At 40.8% G+C, this 24854-nt stretch carries 20 protein-coding genes; all 20 read left to right on the top strand.

What is annotated here, in order from left to right; genetic code table 11:
* Positions 1-201 precede the first annotated feature (201 nt).
* The 20 genes from pyrH to dnaJ all read left to right on the top strand — a co-directional run bounded on the left by pyrH (position 202) and on the right by dnaJ (position 24683).
* Positions 202-927, top strand: a complete 726-nt coding sequence (pyrH, locus tag FC24_RS00425) for a UMP kinase (RefSeq protein ID WP_057872901.1) — start codon at positions 202-204, stop codon at positions 925-927.
* Positions 928-1488: a ribosome recycling factor gene (gene frr, locus FC24_RS00420; RefSeq protein ID WP_057872900.1), complete on the top strand. Its 561-nt coding sequence runs from the start codon at positions 928-930 to the stop codon at positions 1486-1488.
* A 198-nt stretch (positions 1489-1686) separates the two neighbouring features.
* Positions 1687-2451, top strand: a complete 765-nt coding sequence (locus FC24_RS00415; RefSeq protein ID WP_057872899.1) for an isoprenyl transferase — start codon at positions 1687-1689, stop codon at positions 2449-2451.
* 67 nt (positions 2452-2518) lie between these two features.
* A complete protein-coding gene (locus FC24_RS00410) occupies positions 2519-3301 on the top strand; it encodes a phosphatidate cytidylyltransferase (protein WP_057872898.1) in 783 nt (260 codons plus the stop codon).
* A 40-nt stretch (positions 3302-3341) separates the two neighbouring features.
* A complete protein-coding gene (gene rseP, locus FC24_RS00405) occupies positions 3342-4616 on the top strand; it encodes an RIP metalloprotease RseP (protein ID WP_057872897.1) in 1275 nt (424 codons plus the stop codon).
* Positions 4617-4672: 56 nt separating this feature from the next.
* Positions 4673-6382 carry a proline--tRNA ligase gene (locus FC24_RS00400; RefSeq protein WP_057872896.1) on the top strand — a complete coding sequence of 570 codons (1710 nt, stop codon included), beginning with the start codon at positions 4673-4675 and terminating at the stop codon, positions 6380-6382.
* 107 nt (positions 6383-6489) lie between these two features.
* Positions 6490-10839, top strand: a complete 4350-nt coding sequence (locus FC24_RS00395; protein ID WP_057872895.1) for a PolC-type DNA polymerase III — start codon at positions 6490-6492, stop codon at positions 10837-10839.
* A gap of 270 nt (positions 10840-11109) precedes the next feature.
* Positions 11110-11583 (top strand): ribosome maturation factor RimP, encoded by a 474-nt coding sequence (gene rimP / locus FC24_RS00390; protein WP_057872894.1) that lies wholly within the window; start codon positions 11110-11112, stop codon positions 11581-11583.
* A 22-nt stretch (positions 11584-11605) separates the two neighbouring features.
* Positions 11606-12817, top strand: a complete 1212-nt coding sequence (nusA, locus tag FC24_RS00385) for a transcription termination factor NusA (protein WP_057872893.1) — start codon at positions 11606-11608, stop codon at positions 12815-12817.
* Between the two features lie 24 nt (positions 12818-12841).
* Positions 12842-13147 carry an RNase P modulator RnpM gene (gene rnpM / locus FC24_RS00380; protein WP_057872892.1) on the top strand — a complete coding sequence of 102 codons (306 nt, stop codon included), beginning with the start codon at positions 12842-12844 and terminating at the stop codon, positions 13145-13147.
* Entirely contained in the window at positions 13137-13442 is a 306-nt protein-coding gene (locus FC24_RS00375; protein ID WP_057872891.1) for a L7Ae/L30e/S12e/Gadd45 family ribosomal protein, read from the top strand. The genes rnpM and FC24_RS00375 overlap by 11 nt, the downstream gene beginning before the upstream one ends.
* A gap of 13 nt (positions 13443-13455) precedes the next feature.
* Positions 13456-15939: a translation initiation factor IF-2 gene (gene infB / locus FC24_RS00370; RefSeq protein ID WP_057872890.1), complete on the top strand. Its 2484-nt coding sequence runs from the start codon at positions 13456-13458 to the stop codon at positions 15937-15939.
* A gap of 23 nt (positions 15940-15962) precedes the next feature.
* Complete coding sequence (gene rbfA, locus FC24_RS00365) at positions 15963-16316, top strand: 30S ribosome-binding factor RbfA (RefSeq protein ID WP_057872889.1); 354 nt, start codon at positions 15963-15965, stop codon at positions 16314-16316.
* 224 nt (positions 16317-16540) lie between these two features.
* Entirely contained in the window at positions 16541-17455 is a 915-nt protein-coding gene (truB, locus tag FC24_RS00360) for a tRNA pseudouridine(55) synthase TruB (RefSeq protein WP_057872888.1), read from the top strand.
* 25 nt (positions 17456-17480) lie between these two features.
* Positions 17481-18437: a riboflavin biosynthesis protein RibF gene (ribF, locus tag FC24_RS00355; protein ID WP_057872887.1), complete on the top strand. Its 957-nt coding sequence runs from the start codon at positions 17481-17483 to the stop codon at positions 18435-18437.
* Positions 18434-19579 carry a radical SAM family heme chaperone HemW gene (gene hemW, locus FC24_RS00350; protein ID WP_057872886.1) on the top strand — a complete coding sequence of 382 codons (1146 nt, stop codon included), beginning with the start codon at positions 18434-18436 and terminating at the stop codon, positions 19577-19579. Before ribF ends, hemW begins: the two co-directional genes overlap by 4 nt.
* Before the next feature lie 175 nt (positions 19580-19754).
* Complete coding sequence (gene hrcA / locus FC24_RS00345) at positions 19755-20798, top strand: heat-inducible transcriptional repressor HrcA (protein WP_057872885.1); 1044 nt, start codon at positions 19755-19757, stop codon at positions 20796-20798.
* A gap of 92 nt (positions 20799-20890) precedes the next feature.
* Positions 20891-21490 (top strand): nucleotide exchange factor GrpE, encoded by a 600-nt coding sequence (gene grpE / locus FC24_RS00340; protein WP_420805243.1) that lies wholly within the window; start codon positions 20891-20893, stop codon positions 21488-21490.
* Positions 21491-21521: 31 nt separating this feature from the next.
* Entirely contained in the window at positions 21522-23390 is a 1869-nt protein-coding gene (dnaK, locus tag FC24_RS00335) for a molecular chaperone DnaK (protein ID WP_057872883.1), read from the top strand.
* Between the two features lie 144 nt (positions 23391-23534).
* Positions 23535-24683, top strand: a complete 1149-nt coding sequence (gene dnaJ, locus FC24_RS00330; protein WP_057872882.1) for a molecular chaperone DnaJ — start codon at positions 23535-23537, stop codon at positions 24681-24683.
* The last annotated feature ends 171 nt before the right edge of the window (positions 24684-24854 follow it).

Below are 24854 nucleotides of genomic sequence, written 5' to 3'. Positions count from 1 at the left end.
GCGGGTAATTCTTTTTAGATTACCCGCTATTTGTTAAGCGGTCAGCTTGTGCAGCATTAAAAATCCTTTTTCATTAGTGGGTTTATAGGCAAACTTGAATTAAGTTAGGCAGTTAGCAGTAGATATGCTAAAATAAAGGGGAAAACCCAGAGTAGCTAATAAGCTAGATGAACAATTAGGGTGAAGTGGAGGATCGTATTCATGTCCAAAATTAAGTATAAACGGATTGTCCTTAAAGTCAGTGGTGAAGCATTAGCTGGTCAAGAAGGCTTTGGGATCAAACCGCCAATTATTGTCAATGTTGCCAAAGAAATTAAAGAGGTTTATGCATTAGGCGTCCAAATTGCAATTGTTGTCGGTGGCGGCAATATTTGGCGCGGCCAAACTGGTGCTGAAATGGGAATGGAACGTGCCCAAGCAGATTATATGGGGATGTTAGCCACGGTGATGAACGCTTTAGCCTTGCAGGATAATCTAGAACAATTAGATGTTCCTACACGCGTTCAAACTTCCATTGAGATGCGTCAAATTGCAGAGCCTTACATTCGACGGAAAGCAATCCGTCATTTGGAAAAAAATCGGGTCGTGATTTTTGCCGCTGGCACTGGGAACCCGTATTTCTCAACGGACACTACAGCAGCTTTACGAGCAGCAGAAATTGATGCAGATGTGATTTTAATGGCTAAAAATAACGTTGATGGGGTTTATTCAGCTGATCCTAATAAAGATGTTCACGCCACTAAATTTCATGAATTAACACATTTGGACATTATTGACAAAGGCTTAAATGTCATGGATACTACTGCAAGTTCTTTGTCGATGGACAATAATATTCCGTTAGTTGTTTTTAATTTAAATGAAGCAGGTAATATCAAGCGTGTTGTTCAAGGAGAACAAATTGGTACTACCATTAAGGGGGATAAGTAAATGACAAAAGATGTCACAATTAAAGAAGCACAAGTCAAAATGGGTAAAGCAGAACAAGCACTGCAACGTGAACTAGGTCAAATTCGGGCTGGACGCGCCAATGCGAGTCTTTTAAACCGCGTTAATGTTGAATATTATGGTGTTCCGACACCAATTAATCAGTTAGCAACCATCACCATCCCAGAAGCTCGAGTATTGATGGTTACGCCCTACGATAAATCAACGTTAAAGGAAATTGAGCGGGCGTTGTTAGCTTCTGATTTAGGTTTGACGCCAGCTAATGATGGGTCAGTAATTCGTCTTGTTATTCCGCAATTGACCCAGGATCGGCGTGAAGAATTAGCTAAAAACGTTAAAAAAGAAGCGGAGACAGCTAAGGTTGCAGTTCGCAATGTCCGGCGTGATGCGATTGATGAATTGCGTAAACGTGAAAAGAATAATGATTTAACCGAAGATGATTTGCATAATTTAGAAGATGAAGTCCAAAAAGTGACGGACACGGCAACTAATAAGATCGATGAGATTGCTGCTGCCAAGGATAAAGAAATTATGGCGGATTAATTAAGCACGAATATGATCGTTTAAGTTGAATCAACAAGTTATTAACTGGTCGCGGCTTGAGTCGCGGCTTTTTTACTTGTGGTTACCTTGGATTAATTTATTGCGAAACACTTAATTCCTTGGGATTTAATAGTCAGTTTCTTTCTTTTTTGATACAATAAACTTTAGTTTTAAATTTACATATGGAGGCGCTAATCTTTGTTCTCATTTGGAAAAAAGCCACAGCAGGATGGCGTTCGATTAGATCCTGATCGAATTCCAGCACATGTGGCGATCATTATGGATGGCAATGGCCGGTGGGCACAGCAAAAACATCGTCCACGGGTATTTGGCCATCGTGAAGGAATGGAGACCGTTAAGCGTGTTACCAAATATGCCAGTCAACTGGGAATCAAAGTACTAACGCTTTATGCTTTTTCAACCGAAAATTGGAAACGGCCGACTGGCGAAGTCAATTATTTAATGCAACTGCCAGTTGATTTTTTCGATACGTTTGTGCCTGATTTGGTGAAACAAAACGTCCGTGTTCAAGTGATGGGTTATACGCAACAATTGCCAGAAAAAACGCAAAAGGCAGTGCAAGATGCCATTAAAGCAACTGAAAAAAATGACGGTATGATTTTGAATTTCGCGTTAAATTATGGCAGTCGCGCTGAAATTGTATCGGCGGTCAAGAAAATTGCATTACAAGTACAGGCAGGACAGTTGTCTGTGGATGCAATCGATGAACAGTCTGTTGCACAAGCCTTAATGACTGCACCATTAGCGCAATATTCGGATCCTGATTTGCTAATCCGGACTAGTGGTGAGGAACGGCTGTCAAATTTCTTGTTATGGCAACTTGCCTATAGTGAATTGGTGTTTACGGATGCGCTTTGGCCAGATTTTGGTGCCGCTGAACTTAAGGCTGCTATTTATACTTACCAGCAACGTGACCGCCGTTTTGGTGGTTTGAAAAAATAATTATCGTTTTTGTGAGCTATTTTAATAGGTTAATGATCGTTTAATTTTAAAAAGGAGTGTTATATCAATGCGCCAGCGTGTTATTACTGCGGTTATTGCATTAATATTGTTCATCCCCATCGTCTTTTTAGGGGGATTGCCATTTGAAATTATGGCTGTTTTGTTGGGTCTTATTGCCTTGTCAGAAATCTTTATCATGCGAAAAAAAATTATTGTTTCTCTGGAAGCCTTATTAGGTGCATTAGCAGTATTGGTGCTGATGGTTCCTGCTCACTGGCTACCACAAGGAACTAATCGCAGTTTTCTTTTTTACTTATTGGTGATGCTATTATTGATCAATATGGTGTTTTCCAAAAACCGGGTTAATTTTGATGATGTTGGTGTAACTGTTTTGGCAACGGCTTATATTGGTGCTGGTTTTCATTACTTCATTACAGCACGTCAGACAGGCCTATTGATGTTGTTTTACATTCTGTTCACCATTTGGGCAACGGATATCGGTGCTTATCAAATTGGGCGGAAATTTGGCAAGCATAAATTAGCACCACAGATCAGTCCTAATAAGACTTGGGAAGGATCAATTGGCGGGACACTTTGTGCTGTAATTATCGGTAGTGTTTTTGTTGCTTTTGCCCATGAAGTTCAGCTGTATTCAATGCCGACGATGGTACTGTTCACTTTAATCTTTTCGATTTGCGGGCAATTAGGTGATTTAGTTGAATCTGCTTATAAACGGTATTATGGTGTAAAAGATTCTGGTAAAATTTTACCTGGACACGGTGGCATCCTAGATCGTTTTGACAGTTTATTGTTCGTTTTACCGGTGTTGCATTTATTTACTTTAATTTAATTTGCGTTGCCAATGCCGTTATTGAGAAAGGGGCAATTTTGTGGAGACATTAATCGTATTTATTCTGATTTTCGGTGCGATTGTCATCGTGCACGAGTTTGGTCATTTTTATTTTGCCAAACGTGCAGGTGTTTTAGTCCGCGAATTTTCAATCGGTATGGGGCCGAAGTTGCTTGCTAAACGTTACCATGAAACGACTTATACTTTACGGTTGCTACCTTTAGGCGGCTATGTTCGAATGGCCGGTTTACAAGATGATGAGGAAGATGAATTGAAGGCCGGTACACCAGTGAGTTTAACGCTAAATGATAAACAGCAAGTGACAAGAATTAATGCCAGTCAGAAAGTGTTGTTAAATGATGGCATTCCGTTTGAAGTAGCAAACAGCGACTTGCAGGAGGCACTGGTGATCAGTGGTTACGAAAATGGTGATGATTCCCAATTAAAGCAGTACCACGTTGTTCACGATGCAACAATTATTGAAAAAGATGGGACTGAAGTACAAATTGCACCAGTAGATGTACAATTTCAATCTGTTTCTATTTTTAAACGGATGTTAATCAACATTGCTGGTGTGATGAATAATTTTATTTTAGGAATCTTAACATTTATTTTAGTTGCTTTTTTAGCTGGTGGGGTTGCGCGTTCTGATTCAAATCAAATTGGGACAATACAGGCCAATTCTGTTGCCCAGCAAGCAGGTCTAAAAAGTGGGGATCGCATTACTGCAGTTAATGGACAAAAGACAGCTGACTTTATTGCCATTGCGCAGGCCATTAACCAGCACCCCAAACAAAAGGTTAATTTAACTGTTAGCCAAGGTGATGCGCAAAAAAAGATTGCGGTAACGCCTAAAGCCACGACTAATAATGGCAAAAAAATCGGTGTTATTGGGATTGGCGTTAAAATGGACCAATCCTTTAAAGCAAAAATTGCACATGGATTTACCTATACTTGGCAAATTTTTTCCGCTACTTTAAAAGTACTAGGTGGTATGCTGGTTCATGGTTTTGACATCAATAATTTTGGTGGTCCGGTTGCCATGTACTCACTGACTTCACAAGCAACTAAAATGGGTGCTAGTACAATCTTGAATTTAATGGGCTTGTTGTCAATTAGTATTGCCATTATGAACTTACTTCCCATTCCCGCTTTAGATGGTGGTAAGTTATTGTTGAATATTCTTGAAGCCATCCGGCACAAACCGTTAGCGCCGGAAAAAGAGGGTATGATTACCTTAGTTGGTTTTGCGTTAATGCTATTATTATTAGTGGCGGTTACGTGGAATGACTTTCAACGCTTCTTTATGCGCTAAATTGATGTTAAATGCATGGTTAAACCCGTTTATCGTGAATGAAAAAGGAGATCACAATGAAACAATCGAAAATCTTTATTCCAACTTTAAAAGAAACGCCCAATGATGCGGATTCAAAATCACATCAAATGATGTTGCGTGCAGGCTACATTCGGCAAATCTCTGCCGGAATATACAGTTATTTACCTTTAGCTTATAAAGTGTTGAAAAAAATAAATCGAATCATTGAAACAGAAATGGACAAAATTGATGCGGTGGAAATGCTGATGCCAGAAGTGATCCCAGCAGAATTGTGGCAAGAATCAGGGCGTTATGATACTTATGGACCTGAGCTCTTTAAACTAGAAGATCGTCATGAACGGCATTTTATTTTAGGGCCGACTCACGAAGAAACTTTTACTGAATTAGTGCGGCATGATTTAAATTCATATAAAAAATTGCCACAGATTTTGTACCAAATTCAACCTAAATACCGGGATGAAAAGCGCCCGCGTGCAGGTTTGCTACGTGGTCGCGAATTTATTATGAAAGATGCTTATTCTTTTACTGCTAATCGGACAGATCTCGACCATATTTTTCGGCAAATGGAAGCTGCTTACCGTAAAATCTTTGATCGGTGTGGATTAGTTTACCGTGGCATCATTGGTGATGCAGGTGCAATGGGAGGTAAGGATTCGGTTGAATTCTCTGCGTTAGCAGATATTGGTGAAGACACGATTGTTTATTCTGATTCTGGCGATTATGCTGCCAACTTAGATATGGCAACTAGTTTGCAATTAAATAAAAAAACTACCGCTACCCAAAAGCCGCTGGAAAAAGTAGCGACACCTGGGGCAAAAACGATTGCGGAAGTGGCAGCTTTACTAAAAGTTCCTGCTAGTCAAACTGCTAAAAGCATGCTTTTTATTGCTGACGAGCAGCCTGTCTTAGTGTTGATTCGGGGTGACTATGAAGTTAACCCAGTTAAGCTGAAAAATTATTTGGAAGCTGATTCGTTGGTTATGGCGACTGATGAGCAAGCCTTAGCTTATATGGGTGCGGATTTTGGTTCCTTAGGGCCAGTTAAGTTAACGGATAAAGTTCGGTTGATTGCGGATTTGAGCGTTAAAAATGCGGCTAATCTGGTGGTCGGAGCTAGTGAAAATGGTTATCATTATGTCAATGTTAATCCACAGCGCGATTACCAGCCAGAAGCATATGCAGATGTGCGCTACGTTAAAGAAGGAGAAATGTCGCCTGATGGTGAAGGAGTTTTAAAGTTCACTAAAGGCATTGAAATCGGACATGTATTTAAATTAGGAACACGTTATTCAGAAAGTATGCACGCAACCTTTTTGGACGAAAACGGGCGGCAACAGCCGTTAATTATGGGATCCTATGGTATTGGCGTCAGCCGGTTATTGACGGCGATTGCTGAACAGCAAGCCGATGACCGGGGATTAGTTTGGCCACAGGCAATTGCACCTTATGATGTCCATGTCATTCCGATCAACCTGAAAAAACCGGAACAGGCAAAATTAGCTACTGCAGTGACAACGGCACTGGAGGAAGCGGGTTACAGTGTATTATTAGATGATCGCAAAGAACGTGCTGGCGTTAAATTTGCTGATTCAGATTTAATTGGTCTACCAGTTCGGATTACGATTGGAAAAAAGGCAGCAGATGGGATTGTTGAAGTTAAGCTACGCAAGACTGGCGAAACCATCGAAGTGCAAGAATCAGAATTAGTGGATAGTTTAAAAATTTTGTTAAAACAATTAGCTTAATCAATTAGGATTAGGCTGGTGAGTAAATAAATGTTAAGAGTGGGAACTGATGAATTTTGAATCAAGGTCCGACTCTTTTCTTGATTTAATTAGGAAGGATGGCCGCGTTGAGTTTAAGTGGGACTGAATTATTTAATCAATTACGTGAACAAATTAAGTTGACTGTCACGCCAGAAAATGAACCTTTTTTTGAAGCTGCTAAGATCAATAAAGTCGTAGTGCATCAAAAATCACAAGTTTGGCAGTTTTACTTTGAATTTGCAGACATTTTACCTTATCCACTTTATATGGATTTAGGTCAGCATTTACAACAAGCTTTTCGTGACATTGCTCAGGTTAAGATGACCATTCAGACTAGAAAACCACAAATAACGAACCAAAAATTAGGAGATTACTGGCAGTTTGTGGTTAAAACTAGTGGCATTCACTCTTCGTTAATCCAAGAACTATGTGAAAAAGAACAACCGTATTTGGATGATGGTCGTGTCATGCTGTTAGCAGATAACAGCATTGTTAAAAATTTTCTAACTTCCCAGGCGTTAGGGCCGATCGAGTCAACTTATGCCATCGTCGGATTTCCCAAATTTGCCATTCATGTCTTAATTGATGAATCTGCCTCACAAGCTAAAATCGACGCTTTTAAAGCGGCTAAAGAAAAAAAGGACGCCGCTATTATGGCACAGCAAGCTGCTGCGGCAATCCAGCAAGCCGAAAATGAACATCAAAAGCAAGCGGACACTAATGGCCAAAATGGCCCGGTAAGTATTGGCCGGCCAATCCGACAAAGTGATGAAGTTCGTCAGATGAGTGAGATTCAAGAAGAAGAAAATGCGGTTGTCATCCAAGGCTATGTCTTTGATGCAGAAATTCGTACCCTACGTTCTAAAAGACAATTACTGATTTTTAAAATGACGGATTATTCATCGTCATTCACAGTTAAAAAATTCTCGCGTAACCACACGGATGAACAGGCATTTGCTAGTGTTAAAAAGGGCATTTGGGTCAAAGTAAAAGGTAGCGTACAAGAAGATAATTTTATGCGTGACTTAGTTGTTAATGCGCGAGATGTTCAAGAAATTAAACATCAGGAGCGGCAAGATACTGCCCCGGCCGGGGAAAAGCGGGTTGAACTACATCTACACACAAACATGAGTCAAATGGATGCCACAAACAGTATTTCAGATTATGTACAGCAAGCCGCAAAGTGGGGACAAAAAGCAGTGGCCATTACTGACCATGCGGCAGTTCAAGGTTTTCCGGAGGCTCACACTGCAGGTGAAAAAAATGGCGTTAAAATTTTATACGGTGTTGAAGCTAATCTAGTTGATGATGGGGTGCCGATTGCCTATAATTTAACGCACCAGCCATTGGATAAAGATACTGTTTACGTGGTGTTTGATACTGAAACCACTGGTTTGTCAGCTGTTTATGATTCTGTTATCGAATTGGCTGCTGTTAAGATGAAAAACGGCCAAGTAATCGATGAATTTGAAGAATTCATCGATCCTGGACATCCGTTATCCGAGACCACCACAAATTTAACTAGTATTACCGACGAGATGGTACGTGGGCAAAATAAAGAAGAAGAGGCTTTTGCCAAATTTCAAAAATTTTACGCCGGGACCATTTTAGTTGGGCACAATGTGACTTTTGATGTGGGTTTTTTAAATGCGGGTTACGCACGGCACAATATGGGTCAAATTGAGGTACCGGTCATTGATACGCTTGAATTAGCCCGGATGCTACACCCAGAATTTAAGAACCATAAGTTAGATTCACTTGCCAAACGCTTTAAAGTTAGTTTGGAACACCATCACCGGGCTAATGCTGATGCGGAATCTACCGGTCATTTACTGTATATCTTTTTAAAAGAAGCCAAAGAAAAATACCAGATGGACTATGTCGATCAATTAAATAACCGTGTTGGTCAAAATGAAGCCTATAAACAGGCACGACCATTCCATGCAGTACTGCTAGCGCAAACGCAAGCAGGCTTGAAAAATTTATTCAAGTTGGTTTCCATGTCGATGGTTAGTTATTACTATCGCATGCCGCGTTTGCCACGGAGTGTGGTCAACCAATATCGTGAAGGGATTTTGATTGGTTCAGCTTGCTCAAGTGGTGAAGTATTCACCGCAATGATGCAAAAAGGGTATCAAGCAGCTTTAGATAAAGCTAAATTCTATGATTACATTGAAGTAATGCCTAAACCAGTTTATGCACCGCTATTGGAACGGAATTTAATTAACAATAACCGTGATTTAGAAGACATTTTACGTCAACTAGTTAAAATTGGAGAAGAATTGCATAAGCCTGTGGTAGCCACTGGAGATGTCCATTATTTAAACCCCCAAGATAAAATATACCGTAAGATTTTAATCAACTCGCAAGGGGGCGCTAATCCGTTAAATCGGATTAATTTACCGGATGTTCATTTTCGTTCGACTGATGAAATGCTAAAAGCATTTCAATTTTTAGGTCAGGAAGAAGCAGAGCGGATTGTGGTGACTAATCCCAATAAGTTAGCTGATCATATTGATGCCATTTCACCAGTCAAAACAAAACTGTATACGCCTAAAATGCCTGGCGCCGCTGATGACATTAAAAATATGACTTATACGGCAGCACATCAGCTATATGGTGAAGAGCTCCCTAAGATTGTGGCAGAGCGGATAGCCCAAGAATTGAAAAGCATTATTGGAAATGGTTTTGCAGTGCATTACTTAATTGCCCAAAAATTGGTTTATAAAAGCAATAAAGATGGGTATTTAGTAGGCTCACGGGGATCTGTGGGCTCTAGTTTAGTAGCTTATTTAGCTGGAATTACTGAAATTAACGCGTTGCCACCTCACTATCGATGCCCACAATGTCATTACACAAAATTTTATACTAAAGGTGAATATGGTTCTGGCTATGATTTACCAGATAAAACTTGTCCAAACTGTGGTGCTGAGCTAGCAAAAGATGGGCATGATATTCCCTTTGAAACTTTTCTTGGTTTTACGGGGAATAAGGTGCCAGATATCGACCTGAACTTTTCTGGTGATTATCAGCCAATTGCGCATAATTACATGAAGGTTTTATTCGGTGAAAATAATGTTTTCCGGGCTGGCACGATTGGAACGGTTGCTGATAAAACCGGCTATGGTCATGTGAAAGCTTACGAGCGGGATACTGGCAAAACTTATCGCGGTGCTGAAATTGATCGGTTAGCTCAAGGTACTACTGGTGTTAAGCGAACTACTGGGCAGCACCCTGCTGGTATTTTGATTGTGCCAGATTATATGGATATTTATGACTTTACACCAATTCAGTATCCGGCAGATGATCAAAGTGCACCTTGGCGGACCAGTCATTTTGATTTCCATTCGATTCATGATAATATTTTAAAAATGGATATCTTAGGTCATGATGATCCAACAATGATTCGGAAATTACAAGATTTATCTGGAATTGAGCCCAAATCAATTCCGCCTGTAGATCCACAAGTAATGACGCTATTTTCTAGCACTAAAGCGTTGGGCGTCACACCAGAACAAATTGGCTCAGAAACCGGTACGCTGGGTATTCCTGAGTTTGGAACTCGTTTTGTTCGGGGAATGTTGGAAGAAACACATCCCACAACCTTTGCCGAACTACTTCAAATTTCTGGTTTATCGCATGGAACCGACGTTTGGCTGGGAAATGCGGAAGAATTAATTCAAAAAGGTGTCGTCACGTTAAAAGACGTTATCGGCTGTCGGGACAACATCATGCTGGACCTCATTCATTATGGTATGGATGCCTCACTTGCCTTTAACATTATGGAACATGTGCGTAAGGGCCGTGGCATTCCAGATGATTGGCAAAAAACCATGCGGGCTAATAAACAGGTGCCTGATTGGTACATTGATTCTTGCTTGAAGATTAAGTACATGTTTCCTAAAGCGCACGCAGCTGCTTACATTTTAATGGCCTTACGCGTTGCTTATTTTAAAGTGTACTATCCGATTTTATATTACGCAGCTTACTTCACGGTTCGTGCAGAGGATTTTGACCTTGTTGCGATGGCACATGGTAAATCTGCAGTTAAGGCAGCCATGAAAGCCATTAAGGATAAGGGCATGGATGCGACGGCTAAGGAAAAGAATTTATTGACTGTCCTAGAAATTGCCAATGAAATGCTAGAGAGAGGCTTTAAGTTTGAAATGGTTGATATTAACCGTTCAGATGCTTCTGAATTTGTCATTGAAGATGATGGTAAAACCTTACTAGCACCTTTCCGGGCAGTACCCAGTCTGGGCATGAATGTGGCTAAGCAAATTGTTTCCGCACGGGAAGAAAAGCCATTTTTGTCGAAAGAAGATTTAAGTAAGCGGGGTAAAGTTTCTAAATCATTGATTGATTATTTGACTGAAAATCATGTTTTAGAAGGCTTGCCAGATGAAAATCAACTTTCATTATTTGATATGCTTTAAAAATTTTGAAGCTTCAATTAATCGCGGTTTAAGAAATGAAACTGGCGCTGTCTAGCAAGGCTGCTGGTTGCTTATACACATGATTTGTGCTATTATAATGATTGTATTTAGAGACTTTGGTCGAGTGAGCAGCGATGCTCACTCTTTTTATTGGATAAATCAGGTCATTAAATAAATCAATCCATAACGGTGTGTAATTTAGCCGTTATTGAGCAGCAATTGTTTTACAGTTAGTAAAATAAATTATAATTGCGAAAGGGAGGCCGTGATTTGAGCTCGGTTGTTGAAAAAGTCCAAGATGTTATCCAGCCCATTGTGGATAGTTATCATTTTGAATTAGTTGATATGGAATTTGTTAAAGAAGGTAAGAGTTGGTATTTGCGGGTTTACATCGATAAACCTGCAGGCATTCAGCTTGAAGATTGTGCGATGATCAGCGAAAAAATCAGTGAAAAGCTGGATGCAATGGATCCAGACCCGATTCCGCAAGCTTATTATTTGGAAGTTTCATCACCTGGCGCTGAGCGGCCGTTAAAAAAAGAACGTGATTATCAGCGGGCATTAAACCAGTATATTCACATCTCGCTTTATCAGCCGGTCAATGGTGCAAAGGCTTTTGAAGGCACATTGATTAAATTAACCGCGGATGAATTAACATTGTCAGTCAAGGATAAAACGCGGCGTAAATCGTTGGTGTTTGCACGTCAGCAAATTGCGCATGCGCGATTGGCGATTGAATTTTAATCGGGAAAGGAACAATATTACCATGAGCAAGGAAATGCTAAGTGCATTGGATGCACTGGAAAAAGAAAAAGGTGTCAAAAAAGAAATTGTGATTGAGGCGCTGGAAGCTGCTTTAGTTTCAGCTTATAAACGGAATTACGGCCAAGCACAAAATGTGGAGGTTGAATTTGACCCTAAAAAAGGAGATATCCACGTTTATGCAGTTAAAGAAGTTACTGAGGAAGTCTTTGACTCACGTTTGGAAGTCAGTTTAAAAGAAGCTTTAACCATCAACGAAGCTTATGAAGTCGGGGACAAAATCCGTTTTGAAGTGACACCTAAAGATTTTGGCCGAATTGCGGCACAAACCGCTAAACAAGTCATTATGCAACGTGTTCGGGAAGCTGAACGCAGCATTATTTATGACCAGTACATTAAGTATGAAAATGAAATTATGCAAGGTGTAGTTGAACGCCGCGACAATCGGTTTATTTACGTTAATTTAGGCAAAATCGAAGCATTATTATCACGTAATGATCAAATGCCTAATGAACATTATGAACCGCATGATCGGATTAAGGTTTATGTGACTAAAGTCGAAAATACACCTAAAGGGCCCCAGGTTCATGTCAGCCGCACACATCCAGATTTAGTGAAACGGTTGTTTGAACAAGAAGTACCAGAAATTTATGATGGAACAGTGGAAATTGTTTCAATTGCCCGTGAGGCTGGTGATCGGACAAAAATTGCAGTGCGTAGCCGGGATGAAAATATTGATTCAGTCGGAACCTGTGTTGGTCCTCGGGGGCAACGCGTTCAGGCCATTGTCAATGAACTATCTGGTGAAAACATGGATATTATTGAATGGGTAGATGATCCAGCAGAATACATCGCTAACGCATTGAATCCAGCTGAGGTTGTCGATGTCATCTTTGATGAAGAGAATGAAAAGGCTGCTACAGTGATTGTGCCTGATTATCAACTTTCTTTAGCAATTGGAAAACGTGGACAAAATGCACGTTTAGCTGCTAAGTTGACGGGTTATAAAATTGACATTAAGTCTGAGACTGAAGCGGATGACATTGCAGCACAATCTGAACCTGAAGCTGAAGAATCCAGTGAAGCGCCAGAAATCACCGATTCACTAGAAGCTGATTCAACGGTATCAGCTGAGGAGACGGAAACGTCTGAAGTGGCAAACAATAATGATTCTCCAGCGGCAGATGCGCCAGACGATAGTGCTGATAACGACTAATTCACGATAAGGAGTGGCAAAGTGATGAAGCAAAAAAAAATTCCGATGCGTAAAGATGTCGTCAGTAATGAAATGAAACCTAAAAAAGAAATGGTGCGGATTGTCCGGGATAAAGCTGGCCGAGTTGCAATTGATCCCACAGGCAAAAAATCTGGCCGTGGTGCGTATGTATCGCTTGAACCAGATGCTGTTGAGCTAGCTTCTCGTAAGCACATTTTGGATCAAGCGTTAAACGTTACGGTAGCTGCAGATTTCTACCAGGAATTGTTGGCCTACGTCAAGCATCAAAAGGCCCGCAAAGAACTTTTTGGCGATAAAAATGGAAAATAAACAAAAAGCGCTGAACTTACTTGGTTTAAGTTTACGTGCTGGAAAATTAATTATGGGTGAAGGTCTGGTTTTAAAAGCATTACAGCAGCAAAAATTAGCTTTGGTGCTAGTTGCGGCTGATGCTAGCCAAGCGACACGGGATAAATTTACTGCAAAAACGCAGTTTTACCAAGTTCCGTTGAAAATCGCCTTTACTAAACAAGCAATGAGCCAAATGCTAGGACGCCCACGAACTATTGTCGGCCTTACCGAGCCAGGTTTTGCCCACCGGCTCATTGCCTTACTGAAAACGTAGGGAGCGTGAAGATATGGGTAAAAAACGAATCTACGAATTAGCAAAAGAACTTAATGTACAATCTAAAGTGGTGATTGAACAAGCTAAAAATGCTGGTTTTAAGATTAAAAATCACATGTCAACGATTGATGAAGCACAGGAAAAAACACTACGTGCAGCGATGAAAGGGACTAAGATAAACACGGCAACTACCAAGCCAACATCAGCAGCACAAACTAAAAAGACTGATGCTAATCAAGCGACAACGACGCAAGCTAAGCCAGCGACGCAGCAAACGACGGCTAAATCGCATGCACAACATGACCATCATGATCATCATGAACCAAGACAGTCTTTTCACCAGTCGCATCATCCACATAATGGTCAAAATCCGCATAGCCGCAATAATCGGCCACAAAATCGCAATGACCATTATAATAACCACAATCACCATCATAATCGGCCGCGAATTTCCCAAAGCAATAATCGAGTAGCACCTAATCCACAAAGTCGGACGCTTAACCGTGCACCAGTTAATGCGGCAAAACCAATTAGCAGTGCAAAAGCGACGGTTAGAAGCAATAATAACCGTAATCAAAACAATGCTAATGGTAACCGCGGTAGTCGCTTTGGTGGCAATCGGAATCATGCTGGCAATCGGTTTAAGGGTGGCCGTTTTAACCGGCGGCGCAATAATCGACGGAATAAACGGCAAAACCGTTCAACTACGCCAGTAACGACTCGTAAAGATCGCGCATTGCCAAAAGTGTTGCAATACACTGAGGGAATGAACGTTCAAGACATTGCCAAATTGATCCACCGTGAACCGGCTGAAATCATTAAAAAATTATTTATGATGGGGGTTATGGTTAACCAGAATCAATCTTTGGATAAAGACACCATTGAGCTTTTAGCAGTTGATTATGGCATTAAACCAGAAGAAAAAGTTGAAGAAGATATTTCTGACTTAGATAAATATTTTGAAAAAGAAGCAGCTAATACCAGCTATCAAGAAAACCGCTCGCCAGTTGTAACCATTATGGGGCACGTTGACCATGGTAAAACAACATTATTAGATAAATTGCGGCATACTAGTGTCACTGAAGGTGAAGCTGGTGGCATTACCCAGGCAATTGGGGCTTATCAAGTTCATACTAATAATCGTTCGATTACGTTCTTAGATACGCCAGGGCATGCGGCCTTTACAGATATGCGTGCGCGTGGCGCAGATGTAACGGACATTATTGTGCTGGTTGTAGCTGCTGATGATGGCGTGATGCCACAAACTGTTGAAGCGATCAATCATGCTAAAGCTGCTAAGGCGCCAATCATTGTTGCTGTCAATAAAGTGGATAAGCCTAACGCAAATCCTAATCATGTCATGGAACAACTGACTCAATATGGTTTGATTCCAGAAGATTGGGGTGGCGATACGATTTTTGTTCAGATTTCTGCTAAATTTGGTAAAAATCTTGATGAATTATTAGAAATGATTTTACTAGAAGCAGATGTTTTGGAATTAAAAGCTAACCCGAAACAAAAAGGGGCCGGTACCGTTATTGAAGCACGTTTAGATAAAGGTAAAGGTGCGGTTGCATCATTATTGGTTCAACAAGGTACTTTGAGAACTGGTGATCCAATTGTTGTTGGCAATACGTTTGGCCGGGTCCGGGTAATGACTAATGATCGTGGTCGGCGGATTAAAGCGGCTAAGCCATCGATGCCAGTTGAAATTACCGGGTTAAATGATGTACCGGAGTCAGCAGATAAATTTATTGTCTTTGATGATGAAAAAACAGCGCGGGCAGCTGGTGAAGAACGGGCACAACAGGCCGTTTTGAAGCAGCGGCAACAAACTAAACACGTTACGTTAGACAATCTGTTTGAAACAATGAAGGAAGGCAAACTGAAAGAAGTCGACCTAATTATTAAAGCCGACGTTCAAGGTTCAGTTGAAGCTTTGGTCAATAGTTTACAAAAGATCAATGTCAAAGGCGTACGAGTTAATATCATTCACGAAGCAGTGGGTGCCATCAATGAAAGTGATGTTACGTTAGCTGCGGCAAGTAATGCGATTATCATCGGGTTTAATGTTCGGCCAACTGCACGTGCTAAAGATCAAGCGGATGCAGATAATGTTGATATTCGCTTGCATAATGTCATCTATCAGGCAATTGATGAAGTTGAAACGGCAATGAAAGGTATGCTGGAGCCAACTTATAAAGAAAAAGTCATTGGCCAATTAGATGTTCGCCAAACTTATAAAGTATCGAAGATAGGGACTATTGCTGGCTTCTTTGTCACTTCAGGTTTAGTTCAACGTGATTCCGGTGTTCGCTTAATTCGCGATGGCATCGTGGTTTATGAAGGCAAAATTGCCAGTTTAAAACACTTGAAAGACGATGTTAAAGAAGTTCGGCAAGGATTTGAAGGTGGCTTAGTGATCGAAAATTATAATGACATTAAAGTCGGCGATCAAATCGAAGTCTACACAATGGAAAAAGTTCCCGTTAAATAGATTTCGCATAAGGAGGCAGTGCAATGGCACATTATCGGATTGGCCGAGTTTCACAAGAAATTCAAAAAGAAACAACGGATATTCTGATGAAGCGTGTCCGTGATCCGCGTGTTGCTGGGGTGACGATTACCGGTGTTGATGTTACCGGTGATTTACAGCAAGCAACCATTTATTACAGCATCTTGTCAGAAAAAGCCCATGATGGCGAAAAAACTCAGCAAGGTCTGGATAAAGCTACTGGTTTAATTCGGCGGGAATTAGGACAACGACTCCGGATATTTAAAGTACCAGAATTAACTTTTGAGCGAGATAAATCAGTTCAATATGGTGAACGGATTGATGAATTAATCAAAGAAATTCACCAAGAAGATCAATAATATGTTTGGCGGGTGGATTTTCCGGCACTTGTCGACTAGTTGAAAAGCCAGTAAGCAGTGAACAAAACTGTTTGCTGGTTTTTTGTTGCTATCTTTATTTAAATATCATGATTAAGTCACTGCGTTGTCTGAAGGGGTGTGCTATAATGATTGCGTTTGTAAAATCGGATTTACTAGGCAAATCTATCAGGAAATCTTGGAATTTCACTAAAGGAGGTCAAGCGATGAATGGGATTTTACCGTTGTATAAGCCCCGGGGAATGACCAGTCAGGCTTGCGATGCAAAGTTGCGGTATTTGCTGCACACCCGGCGTGTCGGTCACGGTGGGACGTTGGATCCAAATGTTGATGGAGTTTTACCAATTTGTATTGGGCCAGCCACTAAAGTTGTTGATTATTTAGTTGCCGGTGGTAAAACCTATCAAGGAGAAGTCACTCTAGGATTTGCAACGACAACGGAGGACTTAGATGGTGAGGTAGTGGCTACAACACCATTATCAAGCAAATTCACTGATGAGCAGATTGATAATCAAATGCAACTGTTAACAGGAGATTTAGTGCAAACGCCGCCCAAATATTCGGCGGTTAAGGTTAATGGACGTCGATTATATGATTATGCTCGGGCTGGTGAAAGTGTTAAACGTCCGCAACGTCAAGTGACGATCACAAAATTCAAACGGTTAGATCAACCAAAATTTGATGCGGAAAAGGGAATTCAAAAATTTCATTTTGAAGTGTGCTGTTCTAAAGGGACCTACATTCGAACTTTAGCAGTTGATTTAGGCCGTAAGCTCGGCGTGGCAGCTGTCATGTCAGAGTTAACGCGAACTATAAGTGGTGGTTTTACTTTGGCAGACACGGTTGATTTAGCAACGGTTGCCCAGTTAAGCGCAACGCAACAAATCGGTAAAGTATTACAACCATTGGAAATAGCACTTGCTGATTTTCCTAAAATTAATTTAACGCAGCAACAATGGGAAAAAGTGCAGCATGGTGCATTTTTAGAACGACAACGTTTGACAGCTTTAAATCAAACGGTTGCATTAGTGTATGCTGGAAAGGTTAAAGCGTTATATCAACCGCATCAACGTTATCCCCATTTGCTACGACCAGTTAAGATGTTTTTGCAAAATGTGTGATTTTTATTAGATAGGAGTTTCAGTTATGCAGATTATTCGGATCCACCATCCTTATTCCCAACAACAGATTATTGCGCAGCCCCTAGTTTTAGCATTGGGTTTTTTTGATGGTGTTCACCGTGGACATCAAGCAGTGATTAAACAGGCGGCAGCAATTGCCCATCAACGCCAATTACCGCTGGCGGTGATGACGTTTAATCAGCACCCAGGAATTGTTTTTCGGCGTTTGGATAGCGAGCAGATGAAATATTTAACGCTTCAGCAAACTAAAGCAGAATTAATGGCAGATCTAGGGGTGGATTACCTTTACATAGTTGAGTTCACATCAGCGTTTGGTGCGTTGTCACCACAAGAATTTGTTGAACAATACATTGTCGGTTTACATGCGAAAGTAGTTGTTGCTGGTTTTGATTATACATTTGGACCAGAGAAGGCGACGATGCAAGATTTGCCGCATTATGCTAATCACCGGTTCGAAGTGGTTAAAGTGGCCAAACAGCAAAAAGATGCTAGTAAAATTAGTTCAACTCGGATTCGGCAAGCAGTGACTGCAGGGGATGTTGATCTAGCTAAAGCGTTGTTGGGCTATCCTTACCGGATTTCTGGTGTCGTGGTTCATGGTGAAGCGCGGGGAAGAAAAATTGGTTTTCCGACTTTGAATCTCCATGTTAATCCAGCACTACGAATTCCTGGGATTGGTGTTTATGCGGTAAAGGTTAAATTGATGGGACAATGGTATGCCGCAATGGCTTCTGTCGGCCGCAATGTCACTTTTGGGGCTGACCGCGCGGTAACTTTAGAGATTTATCTACTAGATTTTTCACAGATGGTGTACGGGGAACACGTTGAAGTTGCTTGGTTTTCCCGTTTACGTGGTGAAATCAGATTTGCCAATGCTGCTGGCTTAGTGAACCAGTTAAAACAAGATAAACAGCACACACGTGATTATTTTGCAACTCATAGCGGGCAGGTGGCACTATGACTACCGGCGCTTACGTTCACATTCCATTTTGCCAGCACATTTGTTATTACTGTAATTTCAACAAAGTATTTTTAGCAGGGCAACCAGTCGATGATTACATTACTTGTTTATTAAAGGAAATGAGGCTAGTTACAGCAGCTTATCCCGAGAAAAAGTTGAATACACTTTATATTGGTGGTGGTACGCCAAGCGCATTAACAGTTAAGCAATTAGAGCGATTGCTCAGTGGTATGCGCGAAATTCTCCCCTTTTCTGGCGGTGAATTTACCTTTGAAGCAAATCCTAATGATCTGTTGACAACAGACAAACTAAAAGTTTTATTTGCCAATGGTGTTAACCGATTAAGTATTGGGGTACAGTCCTTTAATGATGATATTTTAAAGCGAATTGGTCGGACACATCGTAGTGCAGATGTTTATCAAGCAATTGCTAATGCGCGGAAAGTTGGTTTTGATAATATCAGCATTGATCTAATTTTTAAATTGCCTAAACAAACCCAAGCAGATTTTGCGGCTAGTTTAGATCAAGCTATAGCCTTAGATTTACCCCACTATTCAACTTATTCATTAATTTTAGAACGGCAAACAGTTTTTTATAATTTAATGCGCCGAGGAAGATTGCCATTGCCTTCCCAAGATACTGAAGCGGATATGTACGCGTTGGCTTTAAATAAATTTAGCGCTGCTGGCCGGCAGCAATATGAAATTAGTAATTTTGCGCAACCGGGGTATGAATCTCAGCATAATCTAATTTATTGGCGCAACCAGCAATATTTTGGTTTTGGTGCTGGTGCTAGTGGTTACTTAGGCAAAACGCGTTATCAAAATTTTGGTCCAATTCAACAGTATTTAACACCATTACACGCTGGGCGCGTACCGGTTTTTCGACGTCATGTATTGCCACGCAGCGAACAAATTGAAGAGCAACTATTTTTAGGCTTGAGGATGAAGGCTGGTGTTAATAAGCAACAGTTTGCAACTAAGTTTGGCTTTTCGATGGCTAGTTTATATGGTAATGTCATTCGTCGCTTAGTCGCTCGTGGTTTGTTAGCAGAGGACCATCAGCACATTTGGTTAACTCGGCGCGGTGAGTTTCTCGGTAATGAAGTTTTCCAAGCATTTTTGTTAGATAGTGATACTTAAAGTTTGTTGGTTAGGACGTAATGGTCAAACAAAATACGCAAATTGGTCAATTTAGGCTGACTACCTTGTTTTTAATGGAAAAAGGGACTGTTATCTTGACTTAAAGCAGTGAACTTGTTATATTAATAATTGTGTTAGCACTCAAATGCATTAAGTGCTAAAAGAGGTGGTTCGCATGCTGACCAAGCGCCAACTGGTTATCTTGAAAGAGATCATTCGTTTGTATACAGAAAATGGTCAGCCTGTCGGTTCAAAAAAGTTATTAATTCAACTGCCAATGCACGTTAGCTCAGCGACAGTGCGTAATGAAATGGCTCATTTAGAAGAATTAGGGTTAATTGAAAAAACGCATTTGTCTTCTGGGCGGGTCCCATCTACTAAAGGGTACCGTTATTATTTAGATCATCTAGTGGAACCAAGTAGTGTTGATGCCAATGATTTAGCGGTAATTGAGGCTTCTTTTAATCAAAGTTACCTGCAGATCGATCAAATCATTGCCCAATCAGCTAAAATACTTTCTAGTTTGACTAGTTATACGGCAATTTCACTAGGACCCGAATTACGTGATACGCGTTTGACTGGTTTTCGTCTAGTTCCTTTAGGTGACCATCAAGTCATCGCCATTTTGGTGACAGATAGCGGGACGGTTGAAAACCAAATCTTCAATGTACCGCGTGAGTTGGATAGTGACAGTTTGGAAAAAGCGATTCACATCATTAATGACCAATTAGTTGGATTACCTTTGACGGAAGTCATTAAAAAATTACACAGTGATATTCCGCAACTATTAGCTCATTACATGATTACGCCGACCGGCTTTCTGAATATCTTCGGCAATGTTTTGAAAAAAGCGGCTCGTGAGCGTTTTTATGTTGATGGGAAAATGAATCTAATCAATCCAGCCACAGTTAAAAATGTTGATCAGTTAAAATCACTTTATGCATTAATTGATCAGGATGCAGACTTAGCCAAGTTGATTGGTGTCCCAGATCAAGCGATTGAAGTCCGCTTAGGTGATGAACTAACAACCAGCAATTTATTGCGTAATTTTAGTTTAATCACTGCCACTTATGATGTTGGTGAACATGGCAAAGGCACAATCGCATTATTAGGGCCCACAAGCATGCCGTACTCACGAATGATCGGTTTACTTGATGTTTTTCGTGAAGAATTGGCAAAAAAAATAACTGATTATTATGCCCATCGCGGGGAAGAGTAATCATGTGGAGGTGAATTTGTTTGGCTAAAAAGAAACAGACAGCAGCTGATGAATCATTAGCGCAGAATCCAGAATATCCATCAGAAAAGGATCTGGATGCTGGAAAAAGTACAGCAAAGTCTGCGGCAGCAAAATCGACCGATAGTGCAAAGCAGACAACTGCTTCAGCAACAACAGATTCTAATGATCAGGCAGCAGCTAGTACGCAAGCTAAAGCAAAACCAGCTACTGATGAACAAGCTGAACAGATTAAAAAGTTGAAAGCGCAGGCTGAAGCGACTGAGGATAAATATCTTCGGGCGGAAGCAGAAATTCAAAATATGAATGCGCGTTTCAAAAAAGAGCGGGAACAATTGTTAAAGTATGAAGGGCAAGATTTAGCAAAAAGCATTTTGCCAGTGATGGATAATTTAGAACGTGCTTTAGCAGTTGAAGCTAGCGATCAAAATGGTAAACAATTGAAAAAAGGTGTGGAAATGGTTTATGATCATTTAGAGCGTGCTTTAAAAGATCATCAAATCATTGAAATCACCGCGATGAATCAAACCTTTGATCCGACCATCCACCAAGCTGTGCAAACAGTTGCTGTGGAAGGTGATCAAAAGCCTGAAACTGTAGTCAAAGTATTGCAAAAGGGCTACAAGCTTAAAGATCGCGTCTTACGCCCAGCGATGGTCGTTGTCGCACAATAAAATTAAAAATAAGTAAAAGAGGTTAGAATCTATGGCAAAAGTTATTGGTATTGACTTAGGGACAACTAACTCAGCGGTTGCTGTTCTTGAAGGTAAAGAACCAAAAATTATTACAAACCCAGAAGGCAATCGGACAACACCGTCTGTTGTTGCTTTTAAAAATGGTGAAGTACAAGTTGGGGAAGTTGCTAAGCGGCAAGCTATCACGAACCCAAATACTGTTGCATCCATTAAGCGGCACATTGGTGAACCAGGATATAAAGTAAAAGTTGGCGATAAATCTTATACTCCTCAAGAAATCTCAGCGATGATTTTACAATACATCAAGAAATTCTCTGAAGATTACTTGGGTGAAGAAGTTAAAGACGCTGTTATTACAGTTCCAGCTTACTTTAATGATGGTCAACGGCAAGCCACTAAAGATGCTGGTAAAATTGCTGGTTTAAATGTAAAACGGATTATCAACGAACCAACTGCATCTTCATTAGCTTACGGTTTGGATAAAGGCGATGCTGATGAAAAAATCTTGGTTTATGACCTTGGCGGTGGGACATTTGATGTTTCTGTCCTTGAATTAGGCGATGGTGTTTTTGAAGTGTTATCGACTAATGGTGATACTAGCCTAGGTGGCGATGACTTTGACCAAAAGATCATTGATTGGTTAGTTGCTGAATTTAAGAAGGATAATGGCATTGACTTGTCTAAAGATAAAATGGCATTGCAACGCTTGAAGGATGCTGCAGAAAAAGCTAAGAAAGACCTATCAGGTGTTTCTGAAGCACAAATCAGTTTACCATTTATCTCTGCCGGTGATAATGGTCCATTACATTTGGAAAAAACATTAACACGAGCACAATTTGATGAAATGACAGCTGACTTAGTTGCTAAAACTAAGGGACCATTGGACAATGCGTTAAGTGATGCAAAATTAAGCATTGACGACATTGACAAAGTTATTTTAAATGGTGGTTCTACCCGGACACCGGCAGTTCAAGAAGCTGTTAAGAAATGGACTGGCAAGGAACCTGATCATTCCATTAACCCTGACGAAGCGGTTGCCTTAGGTGCTGCTGTGCAAGGTGGTGTTATTTCTGGTGATGTTAAGGATGTCGTCTTGTTAGACGTTACGCCATTATCATTAGGAATTGAAACCATGGGTGGTGTCTTCACTAAGTTAATTGACCGGAATACAACTATTCCAACTAGCAAATCCCAAGTTTTCTCAACTGCTGCGGATAACCAACCAGCTGTTGACATTCACGTTTTGCAAGGTGAACGGCCAATGGCAGCAGATGACAAAACACTTGGTCGTTTCCAATTAACGGATATTCCACCGGCACCACGTGGCGTTCCACAGATCGAAGTTAAGTTCGATATTGATAAAAATGGGATCGTTAATGTTTCTGCTAAGGATATGGGTACTAAGAAAGAACAAAAGATCACGATCAAGAGTTCTTCTGGCCTTTCTGATGAAGAAATCGAAAAGATGCGTAAAGAAGCCGAAGAAAATGCGGATGCGGATAAGAAGAAGAAAGAGGAAGTTGACTTACGTAATGAAGTAGAGCAACTACTCTTTACAACTGATAAGACCTTAAAAGAATTAAAGGGTAAAGTTTCCGAAGACGAAATCAAGAAGGCACAAGATGCCAAGGATGCTTTGAAGAAAGCACAACAAGAAGATAACTTAGAGGAAATGAAGTCCAAACGCGATGCGCTAAATAAGATTGTTCAGGACTTATCCGTTAAGATGTATGAACAAGCTGCTAAAGACCAAAAGGCAAATGGTGGCGCAAAAGGCGGTCAATCAGGTGCTGATAACAATGGTAGTGCCAACAAAGATGATGGCAAGACCGTTGACGGTGACTTTGAAGAAGTTGATCCTGATAAAGATAAAAAGTAATTAAATTTTTACCTTGAGTTAAACAAAAAGCCAAAGCCATTGCGGCTTTTGGCTTTTTATTTAATCTATGGTATGCTTGATGAAGCTTTTTAAGGCAACGGAGCGTCGTGATTGACGCTAATTTCTAGGAGGTTCTTAACACGCATGGCGGATAGTAAAGATTATTATAAAGTTTTGGGGGTCAGTCGTGATGCCTCACAAGACGAAATTAAACACGCCTACCGTAAGCTGTCAAAAAAATACCATCCCGACTTAAACAAAGCGCCTGGCGCGGAAGAAAAGTTTAAGGAGATCTCGCAAGCTTATGAAGTTTTAGGCGATAAAGATAAACGTGCGCAGTATGATCAATTTGGTTCAGCCGGTCCCCAAGGCCAAGGTGGTTTTGGTAGCTTCGGTGGCCAAGATTTTGGTGGCTTTGGTGGTGGTCAAAGTTTCGGTGGCTTTGATGATATTTTCAGCCAATTCTTTGGCGGCGGCCGGCAACAAGCTAATCCTAATGCACCGCGGCAAGGCTCAGATTTACAATATCAAATGGATTTGACTTTCAAAGAAGCAATTTTTGGTAAAGAAACAACCATTTCTTATACGCGTGAGGCAACTTGCCATACTTGTAATGGTACTGGTGCTAAACCAGGAACTTCGCCGGAGACTTGTCATAAATGTCACGGTTCTGGATACATTCAGATCACACGGCAAACGCCGTTAGGTCGGATGCAAACACGTGAAGTTTGTGATGTATGTCATGGTACTGGTAAAGAAATTAAACAAAAATGCCCAACTTGCCATGGTTCAGGTCATGAAGAAGAACGGCATAGCGTTAAAGTAAAAGTACCGGCCGGTGTTGAAGACGGTCAGCAGATGCGGCTTTCTGAACAAGGTGAAGCCGGGGAAAATGGTGGCCCGTATGGGGACTTATTCATTGTTTTCCGGGTTGCACCGAGCAAAAAATTCCAGCGTGATGGTCCAGAGATCTATCTAGAAGTACCGATCAGCTTTGTCCAAGCGGCTTTAGGGGACGAGTTACAAGTTGATACGGTTAGTGGTAAAGTTAAGTTGAAGGTCCCTGCTGGAACGCAAACCAACACAACTTTCCGATTACGTGGCCAAGGCGCACCGCGCTTGCGGGGTAATGGTCGCGGCGACCAACACGTCAAAGTAAAAGTTGTGACGCCAAAACATTTAAATGGTAAACAAAAAGAAGCACTAAAAGCTTTTGCAACAGCTAGTGGGCAGAGCATGTCAGAAACAGAAGGTAGTTTATTCGATAAATTGTTTGGCAAGCATAAGAAGTAAATTGCTAACGCGCGTTACTTAATTTGTAGCGTGCGTTTTTTTAGTTTAAATCGTGAATTTATGAGCAATTAGCTGGCTAGTCATATTACTAGTCAACGATAATTGCACGGAGCCAAAGAGCTTGCTATAATTTAAGGCAGTGGCTTGTTTCGGCAAGCATGAGAAAGTAGG

The organism is Loigolactobacillus rennini DSM 20253, assembly GCF_001436505.1.
Classification (GTDB): Bacteria; Bacillota; Bacilli; order Lactobacillales; family Lactobacillaceae; genus Loigolactobacillus; species Loigolactobacillus rennini.
This window is presented reverse-complemented; position numbering and strand designations above follow the sequence as displayed.

Excerpts from the sequence above, each read along its gene's own strand:
- pyrH (WP_057872901.1), top strand. The coding sequence starts at position 202 with ATGTCCAAAATTAAGTATAAACGGATTGTCCTTAAAGTCAGTGGTGAA.
- frr (WP_057872900.1), top strand. The coding sequence starts at position 928 with ATGACAAAAGATGTCACAATTAAAGAAGCACAAGTCAAAATGGGTAAA.
- FC24_RS00410 (WP_057872898.1), top strand. The coding sequence starts at position 2,519 with ATGCGCCAGCGTGTTATTACTGCGGTTATTGCATTAATATTGTTCATC.
- FC24_RS00400 (WP_057872896.1), top strand. The coding sequence starts at position 4,673 with ATGAAACAATCGAAAATCTTTATTCCAACTTTAAAAGAAACGCCCAAT.
- nusA (WP_057872893.1), top strand. The coding sequence starts at position 11,606 with ATGAGCAAGGAAATGCTAAGTGCATTGGATGCACTGGAAAAAGAAAAA.
- rnpM (WP_057872892.1), top strand. The coding sequence starts at position 12,842 with ATGAAGCAAAAAAAAATTCCGATGCGTAAAGATGTCGTCAGTAATGAA.
- FC24_RS00375 (WP_057872891.1), top strand. The coding sequence starts at position 13,137 with ATGGAAAATAAACAAAAAGCGCTGAACTTACTTGGTTTAAGTTTACGT.
- infB (WP_057872890.1), top strand. The coding sequence starts at position 13,456 with ATGGGTAAAAAACGAATCTACGAATTAGCAAAAGAACTTAATGTACAA.
- rbfA (WP_057872889.1), top strand. The coding sequence starts at position 15,963 with ATGGCACATTATCGGATTGGCCGAGTTTCACAAGAAATTCAAAAAGAA.
- truB (WP_057872888.1), top strand. The coding sequence starts at position 16,541 with ATGAATGGGATTTTACCGTTGTATAAGCCCCGGGGAATGACCAGTCAG.
- ribF (WP_057872887.1), top strand. The coding sequence starts at position 17,481 with ATGCAGATTATTCGGATCCACCATCCTTATTCCCAACAACAGATTATT.
- hemW (WP_057872886.1), top strand. The coding sequence starts at position 18,434 with ATGACTACCGGCGCTTACGTTCACATTCCATTTTGCCAGCACATTTGT.
- hrcA (WP_057872885.1), top strand. The coding sequence starts at position 19,755 with ATGCTGACCAAGCGCCAACTGGTTATCTTGAAAGAGATCATTCGTTTG.
- dnaK (WP_057872883.1), top strand. The coding sequence starts at position 21,522 with ATGGCAAAAGTTATTGGTATTGACTTAGGGACAACTAACTCAGCGGTT.
- dnaJ (WP_057872882.1), top strand. The coding sequence starts at position 23,535 with ATGGCGGATAGTAAAGATTATTATAAAGTTTTGGGGGTCAGTCGTGAT.